At 70.0% G+C, this 23,185-nt stretch carries 20 protein-coding genes and 1 pseudogene; 17 read left to right on the forward strand and 4 right to left on the reverse strand.

Features of this window, described 5'->3' with window-relative positions; all coding sequences use genetic code 11:
• Positions 1 to 10: 10 nt before the first annotated feature.
• From NGH83_RS05270 to NGH83_RS05280, 3 genes are read left to right on the forward strand one after another with little or no spacing between them, the layout of a single operon-like run.
• The gene (locus NGH83_RS05270; RefSeq protein ID WP_251858013.1) at positions 11 to 1,384 is read left to right on the forward strand and encodes a protein kinase; all 1,374 of its coding nucleotides are present in this window, start codon (positions 11 to 13) and stop codon (positions 1,382 to 1,384) included.
• Between the two features lie 33 nt (positions 1,385 to 1,417).
• The gene (gene der / locus NGH83_RS05275; RefSeq protein WP_251858014.1) at positions 1,418 to 2,929 is read left to right on the forward strand and encodes a ribosome biogenesis GTPase Der; all 1,512 of its coding nucleotides are present in this window, start codon (positions 1,418 to 1,420) and stop codon (positions 2,927 to 2,929) included.
• On the forward strand, positions 2,926 to 3,231 hold the full coding sequence (locus NGH83_RS05280) for a hypothetical protein (protein WP_251858015.1): 306 nt from the start codon (positions 2,926 to 2,928) through the stop codon (positions 3,229 to 3,231). Before der ends, NGH83_RS05280 begins: the two co-directional genes overlap by 4 nt.
• On the opposite strand, the gene NGH83_RS05285 is transcribed toward NGH83_RS05280, so the two are convergent.
• Complete coding sequence (locus tag NGH83_RS05285) at positions 3,228 to 3,815, reverse strand: helix-turn-helix domain-containing protein (RefSeq protein WP_251858016.1); 588 nt, start codon at positions 3,813 to 3,815, stop codon at positions 3,228 to 3,230. The two genes, NGH83_RS05280 and NGH83_RS05285, sit on opposite strands and share 4 nt — an antisense overlap.
• An 81-nt stretch (positions 3,816 to 3,896) precedes the next feature.
• Between NGH83_RS05285 and NGH83_RS05290 the strand changes: the two genes are divergently transcribed.
• From NGH83_RS05290 to iolD, 11 genes and pseudogenes are all read left to right on the forward strand, one after another.
• A complete protein-coding gene (locus NGH83_RS05290) occupies positions 3,897 to 4,883 on the forward strand; it encodes an NAD(P)/FAD-dependent oxidoreductase (protein WP_251858017.1) in 987 nt (328 codons plus the stop codon).
• 63 nt (positions 4,884 to 4,946) lie between these two features.
• Entirely contained in the window at positions 4,947 to 6,407 is a 1,461-nt protein-coding gene (locus NGH83_RS05295; protein WP_251858018.1) for a glycoside hydrolase family 16 protein, read from the forward strand.
• A gap of 187 nt (positions 6,408 to 6,594) precedes the next feature.
• Positions 6,595 to 7,980: an FAD-binding oxidoreductase gene (locus tag NGH83_RS05300; protein ID WP_251858019.1), complete on the forward strand. Its 1,386-nt coding sequence runs from the start codon at positions 6,595 to 6,597 to the stop codon at positions 7,978 to 7,980.
• Between the two features lie 36 nt (positions 7,981 to 8,016).
• Positions 8,017 to 8,304: pseudogene (locus NGH83_RS15315) on the forward strand (putative immunity protein); the annotation flags it as partial.
• A 106-nt stretch (positions 8,305 to 8,410) separates the two neighbouring features.
• Positions 8,411 to 8,575, forward strand: coding sequence for a hypothetical protein (locus NGH83_RS05305; RefSeq protein ID WP_251858020.1), 165 nt, complete (start codon positions 8,411 to 8,413; stop codon positions 8,573 to 8,575).
• 52 nt (positions 8,576 to 8,627) lie between these two features.
• On the forward strand, positions 8,628 to 9,023 hold the full coding sequence (gene trxA / locus NGH83_RS05310; protein ID WP_251858021.1) for a thioredoxin: 396 nt from the start codon (positions 8,628 to 8,630) through the stop codon (positions 9,021 to 9,023).
• A 289-nt stretch (positions 9,024 to 9,312) separates the two neighbouring features.
• Positions 9,313 to 10,284 carry a 5-dehydro-2-deoxygluconokinase gene (iolC, locus tag NGH83_RS05315; protein ID WP_251858022.1) on the forward strand — a complete coding sequence of 324 codons (972 nt, stop codon included), beginning with the start codon at positions 9,313 to 9,315 and terminating at the stop codon, positions 10,282 to 10,284.
• On the forward strand, positions 10,277 to 11,170 hold the full coding sequence (locus tag NGH83_RS05320) for a deoxyribose-phosphate aldolase (protein ID WP_251858023.1): 894 nt from the start codon (positions 10,277 to 10,279) through the stop codon (positions 11,168 to 11,170). Before iolC ends, NGH83_RS05320 begins: the two co-directional genes overlap by 8 nt.
• Positions 11,171 to 11,206: 36 nt before the next feature.
• A complete protein-coding gene (locus tag NGH83_RS05325) occupies positions 11,207 to 12,805 on the forward strand; it encodes a CoA-acylating methylmalonate-semialdehyde dehydrogenase (RefSeq protein WP_251858024.1) in 1,599 nt (532 codons plus the stop codon).
• 18 nt (positions 12,806 to 12,823) lie between these two features.
• The gene (gene iolB / locus NGH83_RS05330; RefSeq protein ID WP_251858025.1) at positions 12,824 to 13,711 is read left to right on the forward strand and encodes a 5-deoxy-glucuronate isomerase; all 888 of its coding nucleotides are present in this window, start codon (positions 12,824 to 12,826) and stop codon (positions 13,709 to 13,711) included.
• Positions 13,708 to 15,642 carry a 3D-(3,5/4)-trihydroxycyclohexane-1,2-dione acylhydrolase (decyclizing) gene (iolD, locus tag NGH83_RS05335; RefSeq protein ID WP_251858026.1) on the forward strand — a complete coding sequence of 645 codons (1,935 nt, stop codon included), beginning with the start codon at positions 13,708 to 13,710 and terminating at the stop codon, positions 15,640 to 15,642. The genes iolB and iolD overlap by 4 nt, the downstream gene beginning before the upstream one ends.
• 528 nt (positions 15,643 to 16,170) lie before the next feature.
• Here iolD and NGH83_RS05340 read toward each other — a convergent pair.
• The 3 genes from NGH83_RS05340 to NGH83_RS05350 form a co-directional block, all read right to left on the reverse strand.
• Positions 16,171 to 17,988: a glycoside hydrolase family 2 protein gene (locus tag NGH83_RS05340; RefSeq protein WP_251858027.1), complete on the reverse strand. Its 1,818-nt coding sequence runs from the start codon at positions 17,986 to 17,988 to the stop codon at positions 16,171 to 16,173.
• Between the two features lie 77 nt (positions 17,989 to 18,065).
• The gene (locus NGH83_RS05345; protein WP_251858028.1) at positions 18,066 to 19,070 is read right to left on the reverse strand and encodes a LacI family DNA-binding transcriptional regulator; all 1,005 of its coding nucleotides are present in this window, start codon (positions 19,068 to 19,070) and stop codon (positions 18,066 to 18,068) included.
• A 7-nt stretch (positions 19,071 to 19,077) separates the two neighbouring features.
• Entirely contained in the window at positions 19,078 to 19,842 is a 765-nt protein-coding gene (locus NGH83_RS05350) for a GntR family transcriptional regulator (protein WP_251858029.1), read from the reverse strand.
• A gap of 166 nt (positions 19,843 to 20,008) precedes the next feature.
• On the opposite strand from NGH83_RS05350, the gene NGH83_RS05355 reads away from it, so the two are divergent.
• Genes NGH83_RS05355 through NGH83_RS05365 form a run of 3 tightly spaced genes read left to right on the forward strand, consistent with a single transcriptional unit; the run spans position 20,009 to position 23,182 of the window.
• A complete protein-coding gene (locus NGH83_RS05355; RefSeq protein WP_251858030.1) occupies positions 20,009 to 21,361 on the forward strand; it encodes an ABC transporter substrate-binding protein in 1,353 nt (450 codons plus the stop codon).
• Positions 21,358 to 22,299: a carbohydrate ABC transporter permease gene (locus tag NGH83_RS05360; RefSeq protein WP_251858031.1), complete on the forward strand. Its 942-nt coding sequence runs from the start codon at positions 21,358 to 21,360 to the stop codon at positions 22,297 to 22,299. The genes NGH83_RS05355 and NGH83_RS05360 overlap by 4 nt, the downstream gene beginning before the upstream one ends.
• 1 nt (position 22,300) lies before the next feature.
• A complete protein-coding gene (locus NGH83_RS05365; RefSeq protein ID WP_251858032.1) occupies positions 22,301 to 23,182 on the forward strand; it encodes a carbohydrate ABC transporter permease in 882 nt (293 codons plus the stop codon).
• Positions 23,183 to 23,185: the final 3 nt, after the last annotated feature.

Raw genomic sequence — 23,185 nt, forward strand, 5'->3', positions numbered from 1 at the left:
GTGAGCGCGCATGCCTCTTTCCTTCGCCACCAATGGCGTCATGCACGGCCGCTACCACCTCATCGAGAGAATCGGTTCCGGGGGGATGGCGACCGTCTGGCGCGCCCACGACGACGCCCTCGGCCGCGACGTCGCCATCAAGGTCTTCACCGCGGCGGCCACGACGCCCGAGGCGGTGCAGCAGCAGGAGCGGGAGGCGAAGATCACCGCCGGGCTCACGCATCACGGCCTGGTGACGCTCCTCGATGCCGGTGTCGACGAGGACGCCGCGCACGGAGACCGGATCTTCCTCGTGATGGAGCTGGTCGACGGCGCCGACCTCAAGGTCAAACTCGAGGAAGACGAGCTGACTCCGCGCGATATCGCCTACCTCGGGCACGACCTCGCCGAGGCGCTCGAGTTCCTGCACCACCACGGACTGGTCCACCGCGATGTCAAGCCCGCGAACATCATGATGACCCACTACCGCAGCGGGGGGATGCGGCCACGAGCCAAGTTGCTCGACTTCGGTATCGCCCGCCCGGCCGACCGTCAGCTCCCCGACGAAGGAACGACCACCGGAACCGCCGCCTATCTGAGCCCCGAACAGGCGAACCTCGAGCTCGTCGGTCCACCGAGCGACATCTACTCGCTGGGGCTCGTGCTCCTCGAGTGCTTCACCCGCAGGATCGCCTTCCCCGGCGACGTTGTGCACTCGGCGATCGCGAGGCTCATGCGCGATCCCGAGATTCCCGAAGACCTCGAGCCGGAATGGCGCGCGTTGCTCGGCGCCATGACGGCCCGCGACCCCGCGGCGCGTCCGTCGGCGTCCGAGGCCATGCTGACTCTGCGGGACCTCGTCATCTCGAGCATCGGTCGGCGTCGGCGCCAGGTGGACCCGGCGGTCACTGCATCGGGTGAGGCGTCGCGGCTCGCGGCGGTGCGGCGGCTCGCCGTACTCGATACTCCGGCCGACAGCGAACTCGATCGCGTCACAGCACTGGCCGCCCGTGTGCTCGGGACGCCGATCTCGCTCCTCGGGATCGTCGACGCCGATCGCGTCTGGTTCAAGTCCAAGCACGGCGTGGACATCGAGCAGATCGACCGAGACCCGGCATTCCTGGCCTGGTCGACCGATCCGGGTGAGCCCTGGATCATCGAAGACGCCCTGTCGGACCCGCGCTCGTCGGCGAACTCGCTCGTGACCGGAGGCCTCGGCCTGCGCTCGGGCGCCGGTGTGCCGCTCATCACGTCGGACGGTCACAGCTACGGCACCCTCTGCGTGCTCGACTTCCGTGAACGCTCGTTCAGCGACGACGACATCGCCACGCTCGCCGACCTGGCGGCCCTCGCGGCGGTCGTCGTCGAGAAGTACGCCGTGGCCGCGGGGCCCGCCGGAGACTGAACCGCCGCGCGGGTACGGCAGACTAGAGGGACCATGGCAGACCCAGACCGCGAGTTCCTTCCCGACGGCGACGACGATCTGAGCGATCGTCTCGCCTCGATCGACGAGGCCGCGGCCACCCAGAGGGCGTCGACCCTCCGTGCGGGTCTCGGCGAGTACGAGCTCGACGACGACGACCTCGACATCCTCGACCTCTCCATCGACGACCCCGACGAGGTGCGGTACCTGCCGGCGCTGCCGGTGCTCGCGATCGTGGGCCGCCCCAACGTCGGCAAGTCCGCGCTCGTCAACCGCATCCTCGGCCGCCGCGAGGCGGTCGTCGAAGACGTGCCGGGCGTCACCCGCGACCGTGTCTCGTACCGCGCGGAGTGGAACGGCCGCTTCTTCACCCTCGTCGACACCGGGGGCTGGGAGCCCGACGCCCGCGGAATCGACGCGTCCGTCGCCGCTCAGGCCGAGGTCGCCGTCGACCTCGCCGACGTGGTGCTCTTCGTCGTCGACGCCGTCGTGGGCGCCACCTCCACCGACGAGCGCGTCGTGCGGATGCTGCGCCAGAGCGGCAAGCCCGTCCTGCTCGTCGCCAACAAGATCGACGACCTGGTGCAGGAGCCGCTCGCCGCGGAGCTATGGTCGCTCGGCCTCGGCGAACCGCATCCCGTCTCGGCGGTGCACGGTCGCGGCGTGGCCGACATGCTCGACGCCGCCCTCGCCGTGCTCCCCGAGGTGTCGGCCGTCGCCAAGGAGGAGTTCGGCGGGCCGCGCCGCGTCGCCCTCCTCGGGCGACCGAACGTCGGCAAGTCGAGCCTTTTGAACAAGGCGGCCCGCGAGGACCGGGTCGTCGTCAACGAGCTCGCCGGCACCACCCGCGACCCCGTCGACGAGCAGATCGAACTCGGCGGCCAGGTCTGGCGCTTCGTCGACACCGCCGGCATCCGTCGCCGGGTCCACATGGCTCAGGGCGCCGACTTCTACGCCTCGCTGCGCACCACCGCTGCGCTCGAGAAGGCGGAGGTCGCGGTCGTGCTGCTCGACGTGAGCCAGCCGATCAGCGAGCAGGACGTGCGCATCATCGACCTCGTGCTCGAATCGGGTCGCGCCCTCGTCCTGGCCTTCAACAAGTGGGACCTGCTCGACGACGAGCGCCGCCGCTACCTCGAGCGTGAGATCGAGCAGGATCTCGCGCACGTGTCGTGGGCGCCGCGCGTCAACATCTCGGCCCGCACCGGCCGCCACCTCGAGAAGCTCGTCCCGGCCCTGCAGCTCGCGCTCGAGAGCTGGGACACCCGCATCGGCACCGGCAAGTTCAACGCCTTCCTCGCCGAACTCGTCGCCGCCCACCCGCACCCCGTGCGCGGCGGACGTCAGCCGCGCATCCTCTTCGGCACCCAGGCGTCGACGCGCCCGCCGACCTTCGTGCTGTTCACGACCGGCTTCCTCGACCCCGGCTACCGTCGCTACATCCAGCGCCGGCTCCGCGAGATCTACGGCTTCGAGGGCACCCCGATCGTGCTCAACATGAGGGTCCGCGAGCGCCGCAAGAAGTGACGGACGACGCGGGCGGGAGCGCGGACGAGCGGGAGGTCGCGGCCGAGTACCTCGCGGCGCGGCTCGAGCCGCGCAGACTGAACCCGCTCCGGGTGCTCTGGGCCACCGTGCTCGCCGCGGGAGGCGCGGGAGAGGGCGACGATGTCGGCACCTACGACCTCGTCGTCGAGCGTCTGGACAGCGGACGCGAGGTGATCAGGACGCGCGCCGACATCGGCGACCCTCACCATCTCCTCGGCCAGGTGGAGCTCGACCTCGAGACGAAGAGCGTCGAGGAGTTCCTCGCCGAGTGGCGGGTCTAGTCGGCGCCCTCGGAGGAACGACTGCGGAGGTGGGCGATCTCGCCGTCCCGATCGAAGATGGTGAGGATCTCGACCGGCCCTCCGTGTGGCTCGATCGAGTGCGGCGTCATCGTCGAGAACTCAGCGGCGTCGCCCGGGTGCACGAGCATGGTCCGCTCGCCGAGGCGCAGCATGACGACGCCGCTGAGCACGGTGAACCACTCCCGGCCCGGGTGCACGCGCAGCGAGCCGCCCGACTCCCATCCGCCGGGCTCGATGCGCATCTTCGCGACCGAGACGCCGTTCATCGCCCGCTCCCGGGACAGCACCCACGTCGTGCGACCCCGTGACGTGGTCGCCTGCGGGTGGATCACGACGTCGTCGTCGCCCGCCGGGTCGAGCAGCTGCTCGAGCGTCGTGTCGAGTGCCCGGGCGATCGGCACCAGCTGATCGAGAGCGATCCGGCGCTGTCCCGTCTCGATCCGGCTGAGGGTCGACGGGCTGAGGAAGCAGCGCGCGGCCACCGCATCGAGCGACAGCCCGCGGGACAGGCGGAGCCCGCGGATCCGTTGTCGGATGGCCGCGTCGATCGAGTCTTGCGTCATACGCAAGATTCTATGCGGTAGGCGCACGCGCTTTGTACGGTGGATATCGCGGCCTCATTAGGTCCGGACGGAGGAGCCATCATGTCGAACGCATCCGCAGCACACGTGAACCCGGAGAGGGAGTTCGACGTGGTCGTCGTCGGGGGAGGGATCGCCGGCCTCGCCGCGGCGGTGGCGCTCGGACGCTCGCTCCGCCGCGTGCTCGTGATCGACTCGGGCGAGCCGCGGAACGCGACATCGCCATCGGCCCACAACCTGCTGGGACATGAGGGGATCGCGCCGCGGACGCTGCTGGCCGACGGACGCCGCGAGGCCCTCTCGTACGGAGTCGAGATCCGTGACGACACCGTCCTGACTGCTCGGCCAGGCGCCGACGGCGTCGTCGTCGTCGACTCGCTCTCCGGAGGGCGAGCGCACGCCCGTCAGCTCGTGCTCGCCCAAGGAGTGCGCGACGAACTGCCGGCGATCGACGGGCTCAGGGCCTTCTGGGGCACCTCGGTGCTGCACTGCCCGTACTGCCACGGCTGGGAGGTGCGGGGGAAGCGGATCGGGGTCATCGCCACCGGGTCGAACGCGTCGCATCAGGCGCACCTGTTCCGGCAACTCAGCGACGACGTCACCGTCGTGCTGCACGACGCCCCCGCCCCGACCGATGACGAGCGCCGACGATTCGACGCCCGCGGAATCCGGGTCGTCGACTCCCGGATCCTCCGGGTGCGGCACGACGGCGACGCGCTCACCGGGGTCGAGCTCGACGACGGCACCGAGCTGCCGTTCGACGCCCTCGTGGTCGCTCCTCGGGCCACCGCGCGCGGCGAGCTCTTCGAACAGCTCGGCGGCACGCTCAGCGAGCATCCCATGGGGCGGATGATCGCCGCCGACGAGATGGGCGCAACGGCGATCCCGGGCGTCTGGTCGGCGGGCAACGGCACCGACCCCGCCGCGACTCTGGCGGTCGCCGCCGCAGCAGGCATGCGCGTCGGCGCGCGAGTGAACGCCGAGCTCGTCGAGCAGGACGTACGTGCCGCACTGGTCGCGTGGGGTGACCGGGCAGCGACCGCGTGGTGAGGTCGCCCTAGACTCGACTCGGATTCCGCCCCCGCGGACCTCGACGCCCCCGAGGAGCCCCGCTTGTCCCGAGCACATCGCGCCGCGCCCGACGCGCGACGCCGCAACGTCGTCGCCGCGGCGGCGATCGTCGCGGTCCTCGGAGCCCTGACCGCGGCGGGAGTCTCCTACGACGGCGGAGCGCAGCTGTGCGGCCCCGACGGCGCGCACTGCGTCGCCCTCCCCACCGACCGTGACGGCCGGGATGTCGGCGACCGCGTCGAGATCATCCCGCTCAGCGAAACCGGTCGACTGACGGTTTCGAACCGTGCGACGGACGCCGAGCGGACCGTGGGGGTGCTCGGCTACCTCGACCGAGCCGCGACCGATCCCGATGTCTCGTACATCCCGGTGCCGACGTCTGCGCCCCGCACCAGTACCGGGATCGGACGCTGGGGGTCGAGTGATGCGGCACTGCCCGCCTCCGCCGCCGGCGCCGATGCGGTCATCGTGCGATTGACCGATGACGACACCGTTGCGGGCGCCGGACCCGACGGACTCACCGTCGACTTCGCGCCGTCGGCCGCAGCGGCGACCTCGGACGAGCTCTTCGGGGCGATGAGCAGACTGGCCTCGTCGATGGGGGAGGACGCTCCGACGGCGGCGCAGGCGCGAAGCCTCTGGAGGACGATGAGACACGCCACCCCGGCCATCCCCGATCCCGAACCGGCTCCGCCCGCGACTCCCGCTCCGGCGCCCACCGAGACCGCCGTGCCGCCCGCCGACGCGGCGCCGCCGCCCGTCACGGGCGGCGGTTCCGAAGCGGCCCCGCAGGGTGACCTGCCGGAATGGCGACAACTCCTCGTCGAGGACTTCACCCGCGACGCACCGCTCGGAACATTCGCCTCCCGCTATCCCGGTTTCGCGAGCTACGACGGCTCGCTCGACACGTCGGCGCGCGAGGGACGGCCCCAGGGGCAGGCCGGCCTGTATTCGAGCAGCACGACGACCACCGCGCACGACGGTCTCTTCGACTGCTACCTGCACACCCGCGGCGTGACGCCCCAGGTGTGCGCCCTCACCCCGTCGCTCGACGGCGGCTGGTGGGAAGGGCAGATGTACGGCCGGTACAGCGTGCGCTTCAAAACCGACTACCTGCCCGGATACAAGATCGCCTGGCTGCTCTGGCCGTCGAGCGACGACTGGAGCGACGGCGAGATCGACTTCCCCGAGACCGAGCTCGACGGCACCATCAAGGGTGCCTCGCACGACGTATTCGGCAGCCCGCAGGACAACGCGTACTACGTCGACACCGAGCAGACGACGCAGTCGTGGCACACGGCGACCATCGAGTGGCGGCCGGGCAGCCTGACCTTCATCCTCGACGGACAGAGCTGGACGACCACCGACCCGAGCGCCCTCCCCACGAAGCCGATGCGCTGGACGCTGCAGACCGAGACGCATCTCATCGCACCCGCGCCGGCCCCCGAGGTGGCAGGGCACGTCTATATCGACTGGATCGCCGCGTACGCCTACTCCGGCTGACCTGCGCCGTCGTCGGCACGAAGGCGGACCGCTCGAAGGTGAGGTCTTGTCAGCGCGGTGCCATTGGGTGCACCATGGGCGCCAGCCCCGGCCGGCGTCCGCGACGTCATCGGCGATGCTGCCCCTCGTCGTCATCGCCGTCGCCACTGAAGTTCGGCCCATCGACCCACCGACGACAGGACATCTCATGATGACGACCTCCCTGGCCGACGCCGTCCGGGAGGCGGGAGCATCGCGCGTGCTCACGCCCGATGACGCCGACTACACCGCTGAGCTCAGCGCCTTCAACCTCGCCATCCGCCAGACCCCGGAGGTGGTGGTGGCGGCGCAGAGCGTCGCTGACGTCACCGCCGCGGTCGACGCCGCCCGCGGCGCCGGCGCTCCGCTCGTCGTGCTGGGGCTCGGGCACGGGGTGCTGCGCGACACCGATCGCGGCATCGCCGTCAGCACGCGCGGTCTCGCGTCGGTCGATGTCGACCTCGATGCGCGCACCGCCCGGATCGGGGCCGGAACGACCTGGAACGAGGTCCTCGCCGCCGTCACCCCGCACGGCCTCGCCGCGCTCAACGGGTCGGCCCCCGGTGTCGGCGTGATGGGCTACCTGCTCGGCGGCGGGCTCGGCCCGATCGCCCGCAGCTACGGCTTCGCGGCCGACCACGTGCGCGCGTTCGAGATCGTGACCCCCGCCGACGGTGCGATCACCGTCGATGCCGACTCGCATCCCGACCTGTTCTGGGCGCTGCGCGGCGGCAAGGGAGGATTCGGCGTCGTCACCGCCGTGACCATCGACCTGTTCCCGATCGCCGAGTTCTACGGTGGCGGGCTGTTCTTCCCCGACACCGACGTGCGCTCGGTGCTCGAGGCGTTCAGCGACTGGTCGACCGGGCTGCCCGACACGGTGACCGCGTCGATCGCGCTGCTCCGGCTGCCGCCGCTGCCCGACCTGCCCGAGCCGATCCGCGGACGGTTCGTCGCCCACGTGCGCTACGCGGCGCTGACGAGCGCCGAGGAGGCGGAGCGCATCCTCGCCCCGATCCGAGCCGCCGGCTCGCCTCTGCTCGACGCGATCGGCGTGATGCCCTACGCCGCGATCGGCATGATCCACGCCGACCCGGTGACGCCGCTCGCCGCCACCGAGGGCGGCCTCACGCTGAGCTCCTTCGGCCGCGACGCCGTCGACGCCCTGCTCGCCGCGGCCGGCCCCGAGGTTGACGTGCCCCTGATCGCCGTCGAAGTGCGGGTTCTCGGCGGTGCGGTCGGCCGTGAGCCCGAGATCCCCAACGCGATCGGCGGACGCGACTCGGCTTACGGCGTGCACGTCGTCGGAGCGCCCGTGCCGGAGCTGCTCGAGACCGTCATCCCTCAGGTGATCCGAGGCGTCTTCGCCGCACTGGCGCCGTGGCAGGCGCCGGTGTCGATGATCAACTTCGTCGGCCGCAGCAACGAGCCGGGCCAGGTCGAGCGCAGTTGGAGCGCGGAGCAGAACGATCGGCTGGATCGTGTCCGCGCGGCTGTCGACCCGGACGGCCTCTTGCCGTTCGGCCGTCACGGAGCCCCCGCCACCACCGCCTGAGTCGCCGCGCAGGCGTGCTCGTGTCAGAGTGACGGTATGCCGTCGCCGCAGACGTTGGCCGAGACCGATCGTCGTCTGGTCGCGGCGTGGGCCGCCGACTGCGCCGAGCGCGTCCTCCCGCTGTTCGAAGCTGAAGCGCCTCACGACAGACGGCCCCGTGACGCCATCTCCCGGGCACGCGCCTTCGCCGCGGGGGAGCTCGACGCCGCGGGGGAGATCCGAAGGAGGTTCGTCGCGGGCAGGGCTGTCCACTCGGTGAGCGGGCGCGCCGCTGTCGCCGCCGCGCGCTCGGCTGCTCAGGCGTCCGGAGTGGCGCACATGGGCGCGCACGCGCTCGGCGCCGCCGCCTACGCCGCGAGGGCGGCGGGACTGGACGGCGGCCGACCCGTCTTCGGCGGTCGACGCCGAGATCTCATGGCAGCTCGGCAGCATGGGCTCTGCGGTCGCCGCCGCGCTGCGGACCTTGCCGCCCCTCGGGAAGGACCCGTCCGGCCCGCTCGGCTCGGGTCTGCTCGCCACGGGAGTCCTCGGCGAGAACATCCGCCGACTGCAGGCGGCGCTCACCGGCGGGTCACCCCCAAGCCTCGGAGCATGACGCGCTCGCCTGCACCTGGAATGTCGCGGCGTTCTCTGCTGTTGTAGGGGATATGGCGACGACAACTATGACCAAAGAGACGCACGACGAGACCGTCGCCGACGGAATCGTGCTCATCGACTTCTGGGCCGACTGGTGCGGCCCCTGTAAGCAGTTCGCTCCGATCTTCGAGAAGGCCAGTGAGGTCAACCCCGAGATCACGTTCGCGAAGGTCGACACCGACGCGGAGCAGGAGCTCTCGGCGGAGTACGGCATCCGCTCCATCCCGACTCTCGTGGTCTACCGAGACGGAATCCCGATCTTCGGGCAGCCCGGCGCTCTCCCGGGCGCCGCGCTCGACGATCTCATCACCCAGGTGAAGGCGCTCGACATGGACGACGTCCGCGAGCGCTACGCCGCCGCGAAGGCGGCGCAAGAGCAGGGCGAGGCGGCCGCCCCGCAGGCCTGACACCTCGGCTCGACACAGCGCCCGGTTCGACTTCGGTTGAGCCGGGCGCTTCTTTCGTTAGCGCAGAGGAGAGCTCGGGCGCTCGGGCCGCCCACGGTCCACGCTCGCCTGCGTCGGATGAACGGACGCCATCCGCGATCGCCGAGGGGCGACCCGGCGAGTGCCGGGTACCGGATCGCTTCCGGCGCCGTCCCCGGTGTGTGATGTTTGAGAAACGGGCTCACACCCTCTAAAGTCATCCTTTGTCACTACAAAGTCTGACTCGCCCGATCGAAGAGGATCGCCCGTATTGAGTTCCCTGCACGCCGTCGATCCGCTCGACGTCCTCGCCATCGGTCGCGTCGGTGTCGACCTCTATCCACTGCAAGACGGCGTCGGCCTCGAGGACGTCTCGACGTTCGGGAAGTACCTCGGCGGATCCGCGGCCAACGTCACCGTCGCCGCCGCGCGCTACGGCAGGTCCGCCGGCCTCATCAGTCGCACCGGGGACGACCCGTTCGGCGTCTACGTGCGTCGGGAGCTCCTGCGGCTCGGCGTCTCCGACGAGTTCGTCACCCCGGTGCCGGAGCTGCACACCCCCATCACGTTCTGCGAGATCTTCCCGCCCGACCACTTCCCGCTGTACTTCTACCGCGAACCGATCGCTCCCGACCTCATGGTGCGCGCTGACGAGCTCGACCTCGACGCCATCGCGTCGGCCCGGATCTACTGGTCGACCGTGACCGGACTCAGCCGCGAGCCGAGTCGCGAGGCGCACTTCGCCGCGTGGCAGGCGCGGGGACGGCGTGCCCACACCGTGCTCGACCTCGATTTCCGACCCATGTTCTGGAGCGACGCGGCCGAGGCCCGCGCCCAGGTGGCGAAGGCCCTCGAGCACGTCAGCGTCGCGGTCGGCAACCGCGAGGAGTGCGAGATCGCCGTCGGTGAGACCGACCCCGACCGCGCGGCCGACGCGCTGCTCGAGCGTGGGATCGATCTCGCCATCGTGAAGCAGGGCCCGAAGGGAGTTCTCGCCAAGACGCGCGACGAGCGCGTCGAGGTGGCCCCGTTCTTCGTCGACGTCGTGAACGGCCTCGGAGCGGGAGACGCCTTCGGCGGGGCGCTCTGTCACGGGCTGCTCGGCGGCTGGGACCTCGAGCGCACCATGCGCTGGGCCAACGCCGCCGGCGCGATCGTCGCAGGCAAGCGGGAGTGCTCGACGGCGATGCCCGACGCGGCGGAGGTCGAGCACCTGATCGAACGGACGGCGGCCAATGCCTGACTTCGACCGGCTCAGAAGCATCCGCGCCGAGCACCCCGAGCTCATCGGCGACGCCCTGCGCGCCCGCAGCCGACGCTCGCTCTTCGGCGATGACGGCCGTCTCTTCATCGTCGCCGCCGACCACCCCGCTCGCGGCGCACTCGGCGTCGGCTCCCGGAGCACCGCGATGGCGAGCCGCGTCGAGCTCCTCGCCCGCCTCGCGGCGGCCCTCGACCGTCCCGGAGTCGACGGCGTGCTCGCCACCCCCGACATCATCGAAGACCTCGCCGTGCTCGGGGCGCTCGAGGGCAAGGTCATCGTCGGCTCGATGAACCGCGGCGGGCTGCAGGGCGCCGCCTTCGAGATGGACGACCGCTTCACCTCGTACGACGTGCCGTCGATGGCGCGGGATGGGATCGATGTCGGCAAGCTGCTCCTGCGCATCAACCTCGACGACTCCGGCACCGCGGCAACCCTCGAGGCCGCGGCGGCGGCGGTCACGGCCGCGGCGAGGGCGCGACTGCCGATCATGCTCGAGCCGTTCATGAGCGAGTGGCGCGAGGGTCGCATCTGCAACGATCTGTCGACCGACGCGGTCATCAAGTCGGTCGCGATCGCCTCCGGGCTCGGCGCATCCTCCGCCTACACCTGGCTGAAGCTGCCGGTCGTCCCCGAGATGGAGCGCGTGGCGGAGGCGACGACGATGCCCACACTGCTGCTCGGAGGCGATCCCGTCGCGGGTCAGGATGAGACCTTCGCCTCGTGGGAGACCGCGCTGGCGCTCCCCGGGATGCGCGGGCTCGTCGTCGGCCGCACCCTGCTCTACCCCGACGATGACGACGTCATCGGCGCCGTCGACACCGCCGCCGGGCTCGTCCACGCGAGCGCCGTCGCGCAGCAGTACTGATCCGGTTCACGACTGATCCAGTTCAAGGAGAACACGATGACGACTTCGATGGCCACAGAGACCGGCACCGCGCAGCAGAGCGGGGAGCTCCCGGTGGTGCCGCACTGGATCGGCGGCGCCGCCGCCGCGGGCCTCGGCGACCGCACGGGCGACGTCTACGACCCCGCGCTCGGGCAGGTCACCAAGCAGGTGGCCTTCGCCGACCAGCAGGACATCGACGCGGCGGTCGCCGCCGCGAAGGCCGCCTATCCGGCTTGGCGCGACCTGTCGCTGGCTCGCCGTCAGGCGATCATGTTCAAGTTCCGGGAGCTGCTCGACGCGCGCAAGGGCGAACTCGCCGAGATCATCACGAGCGAGCACGGCAAGGTCCTCTCCGACGCGCTCGGCGAGATCACCCGCGGGCAGGAGATCGTCGAGTTCGCGACCGGGCTCGCGCACCACCTGAAGGGCGAGTTCTCCGAGCAGGTCTCGACCGGTGTCGACGTCTACTCGATCCGGCAGCCGCTCGGCGTGGTCGGCATCATCTCGCCGTTCAACTTCCCGGCGATGGTGCCGATGTGGTTCTTCCCGATCGCGATCGCGGCGGGCAACACCGTCGTGGTGAAGCCGAGCGAGAAGGATCCCTCCGCGGCGGTGTGGATCGGCGAGCTGTTCACAGAAGCGGGACTTCCCGACGGCGTGTTCAACGTGCTGCACGGCGACAAGGTCGCGGTCGACGGCCTTCTCACCCACCCGGACGTCCGCTCCATCTCGTTCGTCGGCTCCACCCCGATCGCGCAGTACATCTACGAGACCGCGGCGAAGCACGGCAAGCGGGTGCAGGCGCTCGGCGGGGCGAAGAACCACATGCTCGTGCTGCCGGATGCGGACCTCGACCTCGTCGCCGACTCCGCCGTGAACGCCGGCTTCGGCTCGGCGGGGGAGCGCTGCATGGCCATCTCCGTCGCTGTCGTCGTCGATGGGCCCCTGCGTGCCGGTTCCGGCGCGGCGCGAAGCGACGGGACGGCCGAGCCCGCAGGGACGGTGGCGGATGCACTCATCGCGAAGGTGAAGGAGCGCATGGCCGGGCTCGTCACCGGTGACGGCCGCCGCTCCTGCGACATGGGGCCCCTGGTCACGAAGCAGCACCGCGACAAGGTGGCGTCCTACATCGAGATCGCCGAAGCCGACGGCGCCGAGATCGTCGTCGACGGTCGCGACGTGCAGCCCGACGGCGACCCGAACGGCTTCTGGCTGGGCCCCACCCTGATCGACCGGGTGCCCACCTCGTCGCGGGTCTACACCGAGGAGATCTTCGGCCCCGTCCTCTCGGTGGTGCGCGTCGCGTCCTACGAGGACGGCGTCGAGCTCATCAACTCGGGCGCGTTCGGCAACGGCACCGCCATCTTCACCAACGACGGCGGCGCCGCACGCCGCTTCCAGAACGAGGTGGAGGTCGGCATGATCGGCGTCAACGTGCCGATCCCCGTGCCGGTCGCGACGTTCTCGTTCGGCGGGTGGAAGCAGTCGCTCTTCGGCGACACGAAGGCGCACGGCGCCGAGGGCGTCAAGTTCTTCACCCAGCAGAAGGCCATCACGGCGCGCTGGCTCGACCCGTCGCACGGCGGCGTCGACCTCGGGTTCCCGCAGAACTGACGGCGGCGACCCTCACCGATGACGACGAACGACTGGCTGTTCTCCCGCGGAACACTCGCAGACGGACCATGGGAGAGCGTCGTCGGCGACGGCCTGCCGGGCTGGGCGCACACCGGCCTGCGCATCGCCGAACTCGACGGTGACCTGCTCCTGACGGCGGGGCCCGTGGAACGGATGGTCGTGCCGCTCGCGGGCGCCTTCACCGTGACCTCGGGCGCCGACCGGTGGGAGCTGTCGGGTCGCGCGTCCGTCTTCGACGGCCCCACGGACGTGCTCTACCTCGGCATCGACGCGGAGGCGCGCATCGAAGGACGGGGACGGGTCGCGGTCGCGGAGGCGACCGCCACGACGTCGCTGCCGAACGCCGTCCTCGGTCGCGACGAGGTGCCGGTCGAGATCCGCGGCGCCGGACGCTCGACGAGGCAGGTGCACAACTTCGGGGTGCCCGGCGCCCTCGTCGCGCAGAAGCTCATCGTCTGCGAGGTGATCACTCCGGCCGAGAACTGGTCGTCGTATCCCGCGCACAAGCACGACGAGCAGGGCCCGCACGAGAGCGAGCTCGAGGAGATCTACTACTTCGAGTCCGCCGTCGCCCGCGGAACCGAGGCGCCGGGCGAGGCCGCCCCGTTCGGGATGTTCGCGACCTACGCCTCCGACACGCGACCGATCGACACGAGCGCCCTCGTCCGCACCGGCGACGTCGCCCTGGTGCCGTACGGTTACCACGGGCCCGCGGTCGCCGCCCCCGGGTACGACCTCTACTACCTCAACGTCATGGCGGGCCCCGGCGCCGAACGCGCCTGGCGGATCACCGACGACCCCGCCCACGGCTGGGTGCGCGGATCGTGGACCGATCAGCAGCCCGACCCCCGTCTGCCGTACCTGGCGAAGGAGCCGCACGCATGATCACCCCCTCGGCCGAGACCCCGCAGGACGGCCCCTCGACCCGCACGATGACGGTCGCGCAGGCGCTGACGACGTTCCTTGCCAACCAGTGGACCGTCGACGGCGAGGTCCGCGAGCGCACCATCGCCGGCACCTTCGGCATCTTCGGGCACGGCAACGTCGCGGGCATCGGGCAGGCGCTGCTGCAGCTCGACACCGAGCAGCCGGGCCTCATGCCCTACCACCAGGCCCGCAACGAGCAGGCCATGGTGCACCAGGCGGTCGGCTACGCGCGCATGCGGCGCCGCCGCGCGACCTACGCGGCCACCGCGTCCGTCGGCCCGGGAGCAGCGAACATGCTGACCGGTGCGGCGCTCGCCACCGCCAACCGACTCCCCGTGCTGCTGCTGCCCTCCGACACCTTCGCGACCCGCGTCGCCGACCCCGTGCTGCAGCAGCTCGAGCATCCGCACGACCTTGGACTGCAGGTGACCGACGCGTTCCGTCCGGTCTCCCGCTTCTTCGACCGGGTACAGCGCCCCGAGCAGCTGTTCTCGATCGCGCTGGCCGCCATGCGCGTACTGACCGACCCCGCCGAGACGGGAGCGGTCACGATCGCGCTGCCCGAAGACGTGCAGGCCGAGACCATTGAGGTCCCGGTGGAGTTCCTGCAGCCTCGCGAGTGGCACGTGCGGCGCCCGCTTGCCGAGCCCGAGGAGCTCGCCCGCGCCGTCGAGGCGATCCGCGGTGCGACGGCACCGTTCATCGTCGCCGGGGGAGGAGTGCTCTACTCCGGCGCCGAAGACGCCTTGCGTGCCCTCGTCGAGGCGACCGGCATCCCCGTCGGTGCGACGCAGGCGGGCGTCGGGTCGCTCGCTTGGGACCACCCGCAGTACCTGGGCGGTGTGGGCGCGACCGGATCGACCGCCTCCAACCGGCTGGCGGCCGACGCCGACGTCGTGATCGGCATCGGCACGCGCTACAGCGACTTCACCACGGCCAGCCGTTCCGCTTTCCAGCGGCCCGGGGTGCGCTTCGTCAACATCAACGTCGCCTCGTTCGACGCGTACAAGCACGGCTCGCAGCTGCCCGTCATCGCCGACGCCCGCCGCGCGCTCGATGCGCTGGCGACGGAGCTCGCCGGCTGGCGGGTCGACGAGTCCTACGCCGACCGCGTCGCCGCCGAGAAGGCGGAGTGGGATGCCGTCGTCGACCGCGCCCTCGCCCCCTCGGGTGCGGAACTGCCCGGGCAGGCCGAGATCATCGGCGCGGTGCTCGCCGCCAGCGACCCGACCGACGTGCTCGTTCAGGCGGCCGGAGCGCTGCCCGGCGACCTGCACAAGCTGTGGCGCGTGCGCGACCCGCTCGGCTACCACGTCGAATACGCGTTCTCGACGATGGGCTACGAGATCGCCGGGGGACTGGGTGTGCGCCGCGCCGCTCCCGACCGCGACGTGCTCGTCATGGTGGGCGATGGCTCGTACCTGATGCTGCACACCGAACTCGTCACCGCGGTGGCGGAGGGTCTGAAGATCGTCGTCGTGCTCGTGCAGAACCACGGGTACGCGTCGATCGGTCACCTCTCGGAGACCGTCGGCTCCGACCGGTACGGCACCAAGTACCGCAGGCAGGACACGGCGGCGCCCGACTTCGCGGAGGAGCAGTACCTGCCCATCGATCTCGCGGCGAACGCGCGCTCGTACGGCGTCGACGTGATCGAGGTGCGGCCCGGTCCCGACGTCGTGCGCGATCTCGAACGCGCGGTGCGCGACGCGAAGGCCTCGTCCCGCACCACGCTGGTGCACGTCGACGCCGACCCGCTGCTCTACGCGCCCGACGGCGAGGGCTGGTGGGACGTCCCGGTCGCCGAGCAGTCGACCTTGCCGAGCACCCAGCAGGCTCGCGCCGACTACGAACGCCAGCGCACCGCCCAGCGCCCCCTCCTCGGCTGACAGCGCCCACCCGGGCCCGTCCGGGCGGGCCTGGCGGGTACACGGATCAGGAAATTGTGCACGGATCAGGAGAATGTGCACGGATCAGGACGCCGAGCGCGGTTCAGGACAACGAGCGCGGATCAGGACCAATCGGCTCGATTCCCCGGCGCGTCGCGGGCTTGGTCCTGATCCGCGTACACAGCTGGGTGCGCCGACGCTCCGGTAGGTACACGGATCAGGGGTTTGTGCACGGATCAGGAGCAACCGGCGAAATGGTCCTGATCCGTGTGCGAGTTGCCCACTTTTGGGCCGGATCTCCTGATCGGTGCACACAACTTGGCGCGCTGACGTCCGGTGGGTCCACGGATCAGGAGTTCGTGCACAGATCAGGAGTATCCGGCGAAATGGTCCTGATCCGTGTGCGAGTTGCCCAGTTTTGGGTCGGATCTCCTGATCCGTGTATACGGGCGGACACGCGCCCGACCAGAATGCCGAAGGGCCGGCGGCTCCACCGAGGTGGGACCGCCGGCCTTTCGGCGCACGGAACTACGGCTTGGAGCGCGACTCTGCGGCGATGATCGAGTGCAGCACCTCGATGGGCAGCTTCGGCACCCGGTTCTCGAAGGCGAGGCCGTTGGCCTCCTGCATGGTGTCGGTGATCTGCGTGTAGCAGAATCCGGCGAGCACGGTGCTGTCGAGCAGCGCGCCGAACAGGCCGCGCAGGTGCGACTCGAGCTCCTCGGTGGTGTTGCTCGTCGAGTAGCCCCACGCCGGCGCGGACTCGGTGGTCTCGAACTTGATCCCGCCGAATTCACTCACCATCACCGGGACCGTCGCGGTGTCGGCTTCGCCCTCGGCCATCATGATGCGGTGCGAGGGGCCGTAGCCCGCGAACAGCTTCTCGAGCGCAGCGTGGTCGATGTACCGTGCCGCGAAGGTCACCGGGTCGCCGTCGTAGTCGTGCACCGTGAGGATGTCCGACTGCGTGTGCTCCCATCCGTCGTTCGACACCACCGGGCGGGTGGGGTCGAGCGCCCGGGTGAGGTCGGAGAGACCGCGGGAGAAGGCCCGTTGCGGCGCATCGGTGAGGAGGTCGCGCAGGCCCCAGCTCTCGTTGAACGGCACCCATGTCACGATCGACGGGTGCGAGCGGTCGCGGCGCACCAGCTCGACCCATTCGCGGGTGAGGTCGGTGATCGCGTCGGTCGTGAACTCGTACGCCGCGGGCGCCTCGCCCCAGAGCATGAGCCCGAGCCGGTCGGCCCAGTACAGGAACCGCGGATCCTCGGCCTTCTGGTGGATGCGCGCCGCGTTGAATCCCATGTCCTTGATCAGCTGGACCTCGGCGCGCAGGGCGTCGGCGCTCGGTGCCGCGAGGTGCGACTCGGGCCAGAAGCCCTGCTCGAGCACCGAGCGCACGAAGTACGGCCGGTCGTTGAGCAGGAAGCGACCGGCGGCGGTTCCGACGGTGCGCAGCCCCAGGTACGACTCGACGGAGTCGATGGCGGTCCCGTCGGTCACGGTGACGGTCGCGTCGATGAGCCGCGGGTTCTCGGGCGTCCAGGTGAGATTCTCGTAGTGCTGGCCATTGCGCTGATCGCGCAGAGGGATGTCGATGATCGGCGCGCCCGAGGTGAGCGACTCGACCGATACCCGCGCCAGGGGAGCGCCGTCGTAACGCAGCTCGACGTCGACCCGCGCGCCGTTCTCGAGGGGCCGGTTGCAGAGCACTTCGAGGACGACGCTGTCGGTGCCGCGGGTGGTGCGCCAGGTGAGCTCGGTGATGTGGGTCGTCGGCACCTGCTCGAGCCAGACCGGCTGCCAGATGCCGGTCGTGCGGAAGTACCAGATCGAGTGCGGCTCGGGCAGCCACTCCTGCTTGCCGCGCGGCTGGCCGACATCGAGGGGACGGTCGATGGCTCGCACCACGACGAGGTTCTCGCCTCCGTCGACGAGGTAGTCGGTGATGTCGGCCGAGAAGGGGGAGTGCCCGCCCGCGTGGGTGGCGACCTGGCTGCCGTTCAGCCAGACGGTGGCCGCGTAGTCGACGGCACCGAAATGCAGCAGGAGGCGGGTGTCCGCGTCGGCACGCTCGAGCTCGGTGTCGGTGAGGAGGCGCGAGTACCAGACGACCGGGTGGTAGGAGGTGTCCCCGATGCCCGACAGTGGCGATTCCGGGGGATACGGGACCAGGATCGTCTGCGCGAAGTCGCCGGTGCGGAACCAGCCCTCGGCGGCGCCGATCTCGTCGTCGTCGTAGGCGAAGCGCCATTCGCCGTCGAGGCTGTGCCAGTTCGGTCGGCGCAGCTGCGGGCGGGGGTACGAGCCGATGAGATCGGCTTCGGGCGAGGGAGTCGGTTCCATGCGGAACACTGTGACGTAGTTTTTCTAGCGCTGCAAATTTTTCAGCGACACCGCGTGTCGGCATCGTGCGGGCGCCGTCAGCTCGCGGTGCTGCCCCGAACCACCAGGTCGAACCCGACCAGCTCGTGCCGCCCAGGGTCGGCACTGCCGTCCATCCGGTCGCGCAGCATGCGGAACGCCGTGCGGGTCAGCGCGGACTTGTCGGGTCGGATCGTGGTCAGCGCAGGGGTGGTGAACTGCGCCATGAGGATGTCGTCCCAGCCCACGACGCCGACGTCGTCGGGCACGACCCGCCCGGATCGGGCGAGCGCCTTCATCGCGCCGATGCCGGAGAGGTCGTCGAAGCAGACGAGCCCGTCGAAGTCGACACCCGCCTCGAGGGCGTCGATGACCGCGGCCTCGGCGGCGAACGCGCCGAACTGGGTCATCGGGATCAGGAGCTCGTCGCTGCGGTAGGCGCCGAGATCCTCGAGCGCCGAGCGGTAGCCATCGACGCGCAGCCCCGCCGTGACGTGATCGTCGGAGAGTGAACGGCCGAGGAACGCGATCCGCGTGCGTCCGGATTGCAGCAGGTGGAAGGTGGCGGCGCGGGCGGCGGCGATGTTGTCGACCATCACGTGGTCGACGGTCGGCGGTGCCGCGATCTCGCCGAGGAGCACCAGCGGAGTGGACCCGCGGAACTGCTCGATGGCCGCGGCGTCGAGGACCGTCGGCTGGAAGATCAGGCCGTCGACGAGTCCCTGCTCGCGCCCACGCAGCACGGCGCGCTCGTCGTCGAGGCCGCCGGCCGTCTGCTCGATCAGCAGGCGGTAGTCGAAGCCGTCGGCCTCGGTCGACACGAGGGCGGCGAGCTCGGCGAAGTACGGGGCCTCGATGGCGGGGAGAGCGAAGGCGACCATGCCCGTCCTGCCGGTCGCGAGGCGTCGCGCGATGCTGTGCGGCGCGTATCCGAGCTCGTCGATGGCCGCCTGCACCCGTTCCCGGGTCGACGGGCGCACGTGCTTGTAGTCGCGCACCACATTCGAGACCGTCTTGATCGAGACGCCGGCGAGTGCGGCCACGTCCTGCAGGGTCACCGTCATGCGTGCCTCACCGGTCGACGAGGGTCATCTCGAAGCCGTAGAGGTCGGGGCGGTAGCAGTGGTGCCCGTACTCGACGGCGGCGCCGTCGGCGTCGTACGCCGTGCGATCCATCGTGAGCACCGGTGCACCACGGCCGATGTCGAGGAGCAGCCCCTCATCGACGCTCGCCCGCCGGGCGCCGATCCGCTGGCGCGCGACGCGAAGCGTCACCCCGCGTGCTCGGAGCTCGTGGTAGAGGCCGACGTCGTTGAGTGTCTCGGCCGTGATGTCGGCGAACGCCTCGGGCAGATAGTTCTCGAGGATCGCGATCGGCACCGCGTCGGCGAACCGGACCCGGCGGATCTTCAGCACCTTCGCGTCGGAGGCGAGGCCCAGCTGATCGGTGACCTCGCTCGTCGCGTGTGCGAAGGTCACGTCGAGGACGCGTGTCGAGGGCACCCGGCCGGACCGCTCGAGGTCGTCGTGGAGGCTCGTCAGGTCGATCTGTCGGGCGACGGAGCCGTGCACGACCTGGGTTCCGACGCCGCGTCGGCGCACGAGGAGACCCTTGTCGACGAGCTCCTGGATCGCCCGACGGACGGTGGGGCGCGAGAGCGAAAGACGTTCGCTCATCGACACCTCGTTCTCGAGGCGCGCCCCCGGCGGCAGGGCGCCCGAGGAGATCGCGGCCTCGAGGCCCGCAGACAGACGCACCCACAGAGGGGACACCTGCGTCGTAGGCTGAAGCAACTGCTCGATCGGCAGCACTACCGCCTGTCCACCGTCCAGCATGTGACACCCGCCCCTCGTCTGCACTGACATGATGGTCCATATGTCATGTTAGTACAAAACCCGGAAATCGTTGGCGGATTCGTCGCGAATGTTCTAACATGCAGAACGGGATCGACCCGACAGCCGGCAAAGCAGCCGACGGGGTGATTCCAGGAGAGGCATCGCAATGAAGCGCAAGTACGTTGTCGCTGCGTTCACGGCTACCGTGGTCGCCGCGGCGGGACTCACCGGCTGCTCCGCAGGAGACAGCGGTGGTGGGGACGGAACCGACGGTCCCGTCACGATCACCATCCTCGAGACCAAGCAGACCAACATCGACGCCATCTCGAAAGAGATCCCCGGCTTCGAAGCGGCGATGAAGGAAGAGGGCAAAGACATCAAGGTCGACCTCGTCGCCGACATCCTCACCGATGAGCAGATGCAGACGAAGGTCACGCAGCAGCTCGTCGCCGGGCAGGCCACCGACATCCTCGACATCGGCGAGAACATGGCGATCGGCTGGGCCGGCGCCGGTTACCTCGCCCCGCTCGACGATTACCTGAACGACTGGGACGGCTGGGAGCACTACTACCCTGCGGTCAAGGAAGCGATGACGCGTCAGGATGGTTCGATCTATAACCTGCCCTCCGGTGCGGGTGTGCTGAACCTCTTCTACCGCAAGGACATCCTCGAGCAGGTCGGCGTCGACACCTCCCAGCCTGAGACCTGGGATGAACTGATCGAGCGCCTCGTGCAGGTACGGGACGCGACCGGCGACAACCCCATCGTGGTCCCGGCCGGCACGGCGTGGGGTGGCGGCACCTGGGGTGAGGGCTTCCAGCCCCTCCTCGGCGGCACCGACAAGGAGTACTACGACAGCGAGACCGGCACCTGGGACCTCGAGAGCCCCGGATGGCTCGCCGTCTTCGACCTCTACGCCGACCTGGTCGCGAACGACCTGCTGCCGGTCGCCGACCTGCAGAACCCCAACCCGTGGGAGCCCACGAAGTACGAGAAGTTCCCGGCCGGCGAGATCCAGGTCTCCGCTCAGGGCACCTGGGGCTGGAAGTTCGACTGGGGCCCCGAGGGTGCGACTCCCATCGAGGGTCTGACCGAGAAGGTGTCGACCTGGCAGTGGCCCGGTCTCCGCGACGGTGACGAGCCTTACGGCTGGAGCAGCACCGGCGGCGGTTACGCCATCACCGAGGATTCCGAGAACAAGGAAGCCGCCTTCGAGTTCATCAAGTACCTCTCGAGTGGCAAGCCGCTCGCCGAGCAGCTGGTGGCCTCGGGTGCAGCGTCGGCCCGTGACGACCTCGACGATGTCGCGCCCTACTCCGAGGAACCGCAGCTGCTGCAGGCCGGTGAGGACCTCAAGGAGAGCGTCTTCATCGTGACCGGCGACGGTGCCGAGCAGATCGCTCAGGCTGTCGCGTCCGCCACGGAGCTGATCCTCAGTGGCGCAAGCGGGCAGGAGGCGTACGACGCGTTCGTCGCGAACGCCACCGAGCTCCTCGGACCCGCATTGGTGAAGGAGTGACGTCGATCATCGACGCACCCGTCGCGGCGCAGACGGCCACCCGGCCGTCTGCGCCGCGGCGCCGTCGCGCCAGCACCCTGCCCCTCGTCCTCCTCCTGCTGGGCCCCTCGGCGGTCCTGATCGTCCTGTTCATCGTGATGCCCGCCGTCTACGGCATCTGGCTGAGCCTCACGAACACCCAGCTCACCGGTTTCGCAGCGCGCGATCCCAAGTTCGTCGGAATCGACAACTACACCTACCTCCTCGCGAGCGCCGACTTCATCGCCTCGCTCGGTCAGACCGGCACCTTCTTGTTCTGGTCGGCCATCGTCGGCCAGACCGTGCTCGGCATGCTGGCCGCCATCCTGCTCAGCCGGCCATGGATCCGCGGCAAGGGCTTCTTCGGAGCCGCGCTGCTGATGCCCATGGTCGTGCCCGAGGTCGTCGCGTCCCTCACCTGGGCGAGCGTGCTGGCGACGAGCCCCGAGGGAACCCTGAACCGGCTCACCGGCGTGTTCGGGGCCGAGCCGACCGCCTGGTTGCAGACGGCGCCCATGCTCGCGATCATCCTCGTGAACATCTGGCGCGGTCTCGCCTTCGCGATGATCATGTTCCAGGCCGCCCTCGAGGACGTCCCCGCCGAACTGATCGAAGCCGCCCGTGTCGACGGCGCGCGGGCGGTCCAGGTCTTCCGCCATGTCACGCTTCCGCTGATCCGCGGTCCGGTGTTCCTCTATCTCCTGCTCACGACCATCAGCACCGTCGGTGTGTTCGGTCTCGTGTACTTCCTCACCCGCGGCGGCCCCGGTGGGCAGACCCGCATCGCCGCCATCTACATCTACGAGCGGGCACTGCAGTTCTCGCAGATCGGCATCGGCAGCGCCGCGTCGATCATCCTGCTCGCCATCGTCGTCGTGCTGGGCTTCGTGTACGTGCGCCTGGCGAAGGTAGAGGTGTGACATGACCGCCATCGAGACCCGCCCCGCGGCACCCGTTCCGATCCTTCGTCGACGCCGCCCGCTCCGCCCGGTCGATGTCCTGCAGCGCTTCATCGGCTACGCGCTGATCGTCCTGCTCACTCTGTTCTGCCTCGTCCCGTTCCTCTGGGTCGTCTTCAGCGCCGTCGACGCGAACGCCGGCGCGACAGTGCAGTGGCCCGAATTCTCGTTCGACAACTTCGTGAAGTTCTTCACGGCGTCCGGCACACCGCTGCTGCTGGTGAACAGCCTCGTGATCGCGATCTCTTCGACCGCGTTGAACCTGGCCCTCGGAATCGCGGGCGGTTACGCGCTCTCGCGCTTCAACTTCCCTGGACGCCGCTTCTTCATGTTCAGCATCCTGCTGATCCGCGTCATCCCGGCGCCGGCGACGATCGTCGCGCTGTACCTGATCATGGTGAACCTGGGGCTCGCGAACACCCTGTTCGGGCTCATCATCGTGCAGGCGGTGAGCGGCCTGCCGGTCACCCTCTGGCTGATGAAGGGCACCATCGACGCGGTGCCGATCGAGCTCGAGGAGGCGGCGTGGACCGACGGCAACACCCGTCTGCAGGCGGCATACCGCATCGTGCTGCCGCTGATCGGACCGGGTCTCGGCGCCGCGGCGATGCTCATGTTCATGGGCTCATGGGGCGACTTCCTCACGCCGCTCGTGCTGCTGCAGGACCAGGACCTGTACCCGCTCGCGATCGGCCTGTTCCGCGCGTTCAGTGAGCGCAACATCGTCGACTGGGGTCTGCTGGCCGCGAGCGCGATCGTCTACGTCCTGCCTCCCGCTGTGCTCTACATGCTCGTGCGCAAGCACCTGCTGAAGTCGAGCCTCGGTGGAGCGTTGAAGGGATGACGC

Origin of the sequence: Herbiconiux sp. L3-i23, assembly GCF_023734115.1 — a bacterium.
Classification (GTDB): Bacteria; Actinomycetota; Actinomycetes; order Actinomycetales; family Microbacteriaceae; genus Naasia.